This is a genomic window from Bacillus hominis (assembly GCF_018332515.1).
Taxonomy (GTDB): Bacteria; Bacillota; Bacilli; order Bacillales; family Bacillaceae_G; genus Bacillus_A; species Bacillus_A hominis.
Genome location: NZ_BOQD01000372.1, coordinates 1 through 7,701, shown reverse-complemented (window position 1 = coordinate 7,701; position 7,701 = coordinate 1). Strand labels below are relative to the sequence as shown.

Sequence of the window (7,701 nt, the reverse complement as noted above, 5' to 3'; positions counted from 1 at the left end):
ATACAATCATTAATTTACCAAAAGAGATAACCAAGCAATATACAATAATAGATCCTTTACCTTTATATAAATTTCAAAGAAATTATTATGAGCCTGGGATGACAACTCGCATTCCTTTCTTAGCTACGACTAAAACATATTGGAAAAAAGGGCATACCTCATTTCCTATGTTAACATTTAGTGGTTATGGTTTTATAAGTGATAAATCCTATATAAATCATTTAAACAACCATGATATTGCTGGGGTTCGATGGACGGATGAAAATACCAAACGAGCTCCATTACTGTTAAAATTTAACAAGAAAATCATTGGACATATAGTATTGAAAAATCCAAAGATAGATACAAAGCATTTTATTAAAAATGGAAAGTTACGCATGCTTATGAACATCCATTTCGATGCTGATATTTTTCAATTAATAAATTCTATGCCTGTAAATGATATTAAAAAAATTGCAGAGGACCAAGTTGAAAAAGAAATAAAAAAAACGTACCGAAAAGGAATCGAAAGAGGGATTGACACGTATCAGTTATCACATTCCTTATATCGGCAGAATTCTAAATTGTGGAAACAATATAAAAAAGAGGGAGGGATATCCCTTCAAAATAAAGAATTAGATTTAAATGTCTCGATTAATATAGCTACAAATGGAAAATCTAAAAATATGCGTAATATGATTGAGCATTAGAATGGTTGAAGATGAAAGGAAATGTAAAATATTAACTCTAAATAGGAGATTCGAACGTGAAAGACTACTACGATGCGGCGGCGCCTTCTTTAGGGCTGAGATGAGAGTTCGGTCAGATCAGAAGGAGGCTTTTGCCTCCTTAGTTGCCTGAAAACACGCTTATACTTCTGTCTTTAAAACTATATGGGCTGTAAAGTAGGAGCAGTTCAATGATTTATTATTCTTTATTCGTTACTTTTAAAGCATCTAACACTATTTTAGTTGCATCTGCAATAAGTTTATCATCGTATTTCGCATCTTCTTTCGCATGATTAGAAAGTATCGCAAGAATAATTGGCTTTTTATTTGGTGGCCAAATGATTGCAATATCATTCCTTGTTCCATAAGACCCAGAGCCAGTCTTATCGGCTACTTCCCATTCTCCTGGAACTCCAGCACGAATTAAGTTGTCCCCCGTAGTATTTCTTTTCATCAAATCTATTAAAAAGTTCCGTTTCTCAGTTGAAAGTATATCGCCTAGCGCGTAAGCTTGAAGACTAGTAGCTATTGCCTTTGGGGTACTAGTATCACGAGTGTCTCCTGGCTGCACTTCGTTTAATTCTGGTTCAAAACGTTCAGGATTTGTGACAGTATCTCCTATTTCTCTCAGTGATTTTTTGAATTCACTTGGCCCACCTAATTGCTTAAGAATAAGATTTTGTGCAGTATTATCGCTATATCGAAGGGAAGCATCCGCAAGCTCTTTCAGAGTCATACCTGTATCTACATATTTTTCAGTAATTGGATTGTAATTCACAAGATCTTTGCTAGTATACTTAATTCTTTGATCTAAATCTTCTATTGATTTCTTTTGTAACAGTGCTCCAACAGCAAGGGCTTTGTGGGTAGATGCGTATGCAAACCGTTCATCTGAACGATAAGTGACAGTTTGATTCGTACCTGTGTTCAATGCATAAATACCAAGTTTAGCATCATATTCTTTTTCCAGCTTTACAAAAGAATGATTACTTGTATTTTCTTGTTTTGTTTGTTTCGGTGGTTCGGATTGAATATTACTATTGGAACAGCCTATAAGCGTTACACATGAAAGTAATACTACAGGTAGCATCTTTTTATAATGTGCAATGTGAAAAAACTTCTTTGAAACTATCATACATTTTCAACCTCTTTCAAAAATTTATGGATTTTGTATAGGTATTTTACATACCGATGCAATTAACAAATGTACAGGATAGCACTCCTCTTGTATTTCTTGCATTACAAAATGAGAGAACTACCAAGAACACCTTTTTTATACGTAATAGACAATCTAAGTAACACATTTGTTCCATTTATGATTAAGGTTTTTAATATATCCATTAACTTTGTTTTTAAGAATCATAAAATTCTCCTTTTTTGCACTCCACTTAATTTAATATGGATTTAGATTGAGTTTCCCTCGTAACGGGAATTTCAATTGGATAGCACATATATAACAACCTCGTTTCGGATAGAATAGGTAATAACAACTACTGATTTCATTTTAAGTGAGGTGTTATACGATACATACGACAAAACAAAAAAGACTTGTGGTGCAAAGTATAACTACATTTAGTCTACTAATAACGACTATCTTTACACCAATGCTTATTTACATTGTTTATGGATTACAGATTTCGAAAGGCTTTGAGGGATACTGGCCATCAATCTTGTTTTATACAACTTATATGACGGTGTGTTTATCTGGATACCTATTGTAAATAAGGCTGGGATTCACCGCTCCTTATATTGGGCTGTTTCTATTCTGATAGTATCATTACTTAGTGTTACTTTCTTTGGATGGAGTTCAAGATGGCTAGAAATAAGTGCGTTAGTTTCTGGTTTTGCAGTTAGTACAATTTCTACCATGACGAGTACTTTATTGTTTCTACATGTTGAAGGTGGGGGAAAGATTTATAATAAAAATCAACAAGCGATTATTATTGGTATCGTTTTTCTTTTACTGATCATCATATTGTTAGCGATTATTTTTCTATCGCCGCCGCTGATAACATGCATATATGGGATTTGTTTAATCAGTATCCTTTTTGCTATAAAAAAGATGCCGAGAACGGAGTTAGCCAAAGGGCTTTTACCTATCTCCATCGCATCGGTAGTAGGGAAGTTTCTTTTTGTCTCAATTCTTATTCTTTTGATACGAACAAGTCGTAACATAAATAATGAACAATATATTTTCTGTTTTTTTCTACTCTCTATAGCACTTATTTGTTTCATGTTTTTGAGTTTATTGAAAGGAAAGTTCTTTCATAAACTTTCATCTTCTTTACCAATTCGATTAAAGGCAGAGTCATTTTTACTTGGATTAGGAAATGGATATTTATTTTTGATGGGTATTTTTTATAGTTTTACTTTCTATAACATGTTAACCTGTATTTTCATTGTAGTTGGCCCATATCTATTAGGGATTTTGATGTCCATATTTTTAGATATCAAAGCTGCTAAGAAAGTTAATCCAATCCATCTGTTTTTAGTAAGTACCTTAATCATGATATTCGGGTTTTATTCTCCACTATTTATAGTCCTTAGCGTTACATTTGGGAGCTATGCTATTAATAGTATTTCTTCTCAAAATAATATGAAAGTATATATGGCGAATACACATAGAGAGCTTTCTTTACTCATTTACACAACGTGGAGAAATATTGGGAATATATTTTTACAATTTTTTATATTGATTGTGATTGTGGGAGTAGGGGTGTTTTATGATGTTGAATGGTCTCAACTTTTCCAAACAATTGTTGGGAAGAGTCAAATGCAGATTGTAGGGTTATCCATACAACGATTGATGTTTATATTAGCAATTTTCTGTTGGCTTGGCATGGTGGGCTTAGGTATGTGGATTGGTAAAAAAGCTAATCCCAATATTGCTTAAAAAGTAACAATACTAAAACTACAAAAAACAAATAAACTCGTCCTACTAAGAGGGGAGTTTCTTTGTTTTTTGTTTAGATAATGGAATGTTCATGCAAAATTGTACACTATGTTCCATATTTTTTATAGAATATTTTATATTTAGCGTTTCAAGAATTTGTTTAACAATATATAAACCTAAACCACTTCCTCCAGTATTTCGATTCCTTGATTTTTCAATTCGATAAAATGGTTTGAAAATTTGTTGTATATCTTCTTCTTTAATATTGACACCTGTATTCATGATTTGCATTTTGATTTGACCTTGTTCAGAATCCTCACTTAACTTTATATAGACTTTTTCATTATGTGGTGAATACATAACCGCATTATGGATAATATTTTTACATGCTTTTTCAAAAAGAACACGATCTGTATAAACAGAAAGGTCAGAATCAATTTCTTTTATTATTTGGATGTTTTTTTGAGAAGCAAAAAATTCGAGATCTTTTGTGATTGTACCTATTAACTTTGAAAGATTAACTTCTTCTATTTTTAGTTTAAAGGTGTGTTGTTCTAGTTTCGACACGCTTAAAATTTCACGAACTAATTGTTCCATACTTTCAATAATTTGATGATTTTTCTTTAAATATTGATCACGATTTTGATAAGGGCCAATATTGTATATCATCCCTTCTAAGTAGCCTTTCATTACAGTTAGAGGGGTCTTTAATTCATGTGCTACTATTGCAAAAAACTCTCTGCGTTTTGTTTCTATTTCTCGTTCTTTTTCAATATCATTTTTTAATTGTTGATTTGCTTTTTTTAAATCAAACATAGCTTGTTGTAAGTTAATAGACATGTCATTCAAACTATTAGATAATTCTCCTAACTCATCTGTAGAGCGAACCTCAATTTTTTCGGAGAAATCTAAATTTGCCATCTTTTGTGCACCCTCATTAATATAAATAAGTGGTTTTGTAATAAACCTGGAATAGAAATAAGCACTCCCTACACCAATTACGAGTACAATGATACTAATATAGGGGAGAAAGCGTACTAAAACCTGGGAAGCTTCATCAATTGGTTGAAATGTAGCAAAGACTATAAGCGTTAAACTACCATCTTGGAATTGAATTGGTTTCGTAACGTTATATGAATTGCTAAGGGTACCTGCATTCTCGAACCGTGTCGCTCTAGTAACTACTGTTGTTTGCGAACCACTTTGAGTAAAAGAAAGTGAAGGAGAGTATTTAATTATTCCCTCATTATTTTGAAGATAAAGCATCGCATTATTTTTTTTTGCATATTCATCAAAAAGTGGTATCGCATCTTGAAACGTAAGATCTTTAGACTTATCAACTATTTCTTTTATCCCTGTTTGAAGTTGATCTGTTTTGTATTGCTCATAAAACGTAGGGAGAAAGAAGTATAAAGTTAAATAAATCAATACTGCAAAGGATAACAAAATGAGAGAGGTAGTCATAAAGAGTTTATAAGTAATTTGCTTCATCTTCATGATTTTCACAATACTATTCATCAATTTTATAACCAATACCCTTTATTGTTTTAATATAAGGGATAGCTAACTTTTTACGTAGGTTTTTAATATGTGTATCAATTATTCGTGTTTCTCCAAAATAATCGTACCCCCAAACTTTTTCTACGATATTTTCTCGTGTGAGTACTTTTCTCTCATTTTGAAATAGTAGTTGTAGAATTTCAAACTCTTTTGTCGTTAATAAAATTTCAACGTCATTTACATATACTCTATATGCATCAACATCGATACGCACTTCTTTAAATACCAAATGATTATTTACATTTTTATCATAACTTCTTCTCAGTACAGCTTCGACTCGTCTAATCAAAACATGAAACGAAAAGGGTTTTGTTATATAATCATCGATTCCAAGATCGAACCCTTTCATTTGATCTTCCTCTTCTTCCAATGCAGTTAGCATAATAATTGGTACGTTTGACTGACTTCGAATCATCTTGGATACTTCAAATCCATTAAGATTGGGCATCATTACATCTAGAAGAATTAAATCAAAGGATTGCTTATTAAACTGTGTCATACCCTCTAATCCATCTGATGCGACTACAACTGTATACTGTTGTGTCATTAAAAATTGTTTAATTAATTCCTGAATTTCTTGATCGTCTTCTACCACGAGAATATGATAGTTTTTCATAATATCACCTCTGGTAGTCATTATAGCCTTACTATCTGGAGTTTATGTGGAGATAAATTAGGAGCTAACACAAGACGGTTATTGTGTTAGCTCCACGTTTAATAAGATGAACGATTAATATTTAAGGAAAAATAATGTATAATAATGTAAATTGGGTGTAATTTCTTAAATTGTATGAAAATATACTTTTACTTCTTTACCAAGAGGAGAAAAGGAAATGAATTTCAATATAAAAGAAGCTACTGTAATTCTAGAGCGTGTGCCACAAACTTTGGAGTTTTTTTTATCTAGTTTATCCGGCGAATGTCTACATTGTAATGAAGAGGAAGGAACTTGAAATACATTCGAAGTAGTTGAGTATTTAATTGATCCGGAGAAAAACAACTGGATTCTAAGGCTGGAATTAATTCTCCGGGAAGGTGAAAATAAATCCTTTACTCTGTTTGATCGTTATTCTTACATAAATAACAACTCTCTTGGTAAACCAAAAGTTTAAAGGTATGAATTAGGGATTATTTATATACTGCGAGAAAGGTTGTGAAATTATTTGAGGGGTTATAAAGCAATGCTATTTGATTTAGATGATACGTTACTTGATAGGGATAAGGCAGTAGATAAACTGTTTTCCATTATTTTAGAGGAGTTTTATGGGGATGTTGAACAACATGCAGTAAAAAACGCAATGTTACAGAAATTCAAGGGATATGATAAAAAAAGCTATGGTCATAGTGATAAAGTAAAGGTTTTGGAATCGTTTTTTAATGAATTCCCACCAAAATTCAGATTACCAAGCAATTACATTCAAGATTTTTGGAACAATAATTTTCCAAACTGTTTTTCTATAAACCAAAAAACTATTAATATCATAAATACTATAAAGTCACATATTAAAGTTGGAATTATAACAAATGGCTCAACTCAGAGGCAAAAAGCTAAAATAATTAACACGAATTTGAATCGTTATTTTGATACAATCATTATTTCTGAAGAAGCGGGATTTAGTAAACCTGACAAACGCATATTTGAATTAGCATTAAATAAGCTAAATGTACAATCAGAAGATGTACTATTTGTTGGAGATGACTTAGAAAAGGATATTGCTGGTTGTCAAAATGCAAATATAAAGGGCATATGGTTCAATCCTAATATGATTAAGAATAATACCGACACTAAACCATATGCCGAGATTACTTCTTTTGATAATTTATTAAGTTATTGTGGAGAGATAAATTTTCAAAAATAGTAAAAAGATAGATTACCCTTAATTTCATTGACCGTATGAGAAGTTTTAAAACAATATTTACATAAGATGATATAGAGGTTATTGAGCCAGGGCCTAATCATTTATGTGTGTTAATGAAGATCTACACAGCATGTTTAATATATACTTTATAAATTATAGGGGAGTGAGACTATGGAAATAAAGAAAGTAGTAATTGGCGGAATAAATATTGCCGTCGTCAGAAACGATACAGTATTAATATCCGACGTTCAATCTGCATTAGATCTCATGGCAACAGTTCAATATGAAGCGGATTCAAAGCGGATTGCTATCAAAAAATCATTAATAAGTGAAAGTTTCTTTGACTTAAAAACACGTCTTGCGGGTGATATTCTTCAAAAGTTTATTAATTACAGCGTGAAAATTGCTATCGTCGGGGATTTTTCTATGTACACTAGTAAAAGCTTAAAAGATTTCATTTATGAATGTAATAAAGGTAAGGATATTTTTTTCTTAGCAACTGAGCAACAAGCAATTGAAAAGTTAAGCTCATTGAAATAAAGATATAAAATGTATTTCGAAAGAGGCATCCGTGATGGTGCTATAAATATGTTTTTCAAATTTAAATTTTGTACCGGTACAGTAACTGCAAATGTACATTGGTACAATATCCCTTCAAATGTACAATCAGCATATACTATTT

General features: G+C 31.6%; 6 protein-coding genes and 1 pseudogene. 4 read left to right on the top strand and 3 right to left on the bottom strand.

The genetic code is table 11. The annotated features are described in order from the left end of the window. A partial coding sequence (locus KI356_RS25100) for a Ger(x)C family spore germination C-terminal domain-containing protein (RefSeq protein ID WP_274388404.1) occupies positions 1-689 on the top strand: 689 nt, incomplete at its 5' end. Between the two features lie 217 nt (positions 690-906). Here KI356_RS25100 and bla read toward each other — a convergent pair. After that, positions 907-1,842 carry a class A beta-lactamase gene (gene bla, locus KI356_RS25095; protein ID WP_212936792.1) on the bottom strand — a complete coding sequence of 312 codons (936 nt, stop codon included), beginning with the start codon at positions 1,840-1,842 and terminating at the stop codon, positions 907-909. A 469-nt stretch (positions 1,843-2,311) separates the two neighbouring features. Between bla and KI356_RS25090 the strand changes: the two are divergent. Beyond that, a pseudogene (locus tag KI356_RS25090) lies at positions 2,312-3,600 on the top strand (hypothetical protein). 45 nt (positions 3,601-3,645) lie between these two features. Here the strand turns inward: KI356_RS25090 and KI356_RS25085 are convergent. Together KI356_RS25085 and KI356_RS25080 are read right to left on the bottom strand one after the other, a co-directional pair. Continuing rightward, entirely contained in the window at positions 3,646-5,118 is a 1,473-nt protein-coding gene (locus KI356_RS25085; RefSeq protein ID WP_212936793.1) for a sensor histidine kinase, read from the bottom strand. After that, entirely contained in the window at positions 5,111-5,776 is a 666-nt protein-coding gene (locus KI356_RS25080) for a response regulator transcription factor (RefSeq protein ID WP_000800741.1), read from the bottom strand. The genes KI356_RS25085 and KI356_RS25080 overlap by 8 nt, the downstream gene beginning before the upstream one ends. 565 nt (positions 5,777-6,341) lie before the next feature. Between KI356_RS25080 and KI356_RS25075 the strand changes: the two genes are divergently transcribed. Continuing rightward, positions 6,342-7,019, top strand: a complete 678-nt coding sequence (locus tag KI356_RS25075; protein WP_128280127.1) for an HAD family hydrolase — start codon at positions 6,342-6,344, stop codon at positions 7,017-7,019. Between the two features lie 171 nt (positions 7,020-7,190). Further along, positions 7,191-7,559 carry a DUF4180 domain-containing protein gene (locus KI356_RS25070; RefSeq protein ID WP_212936791.1) on the top strand — a complete coding sequence of 123 codons (369 nt, stop codon included), beginning with the start codon at positions 7,191-7,193 and terminating at the stop codon, positions 7,557-7,559. The last annotated feature ends 142 nt before the right edge of the window (positions 7,560-7,701 follow it).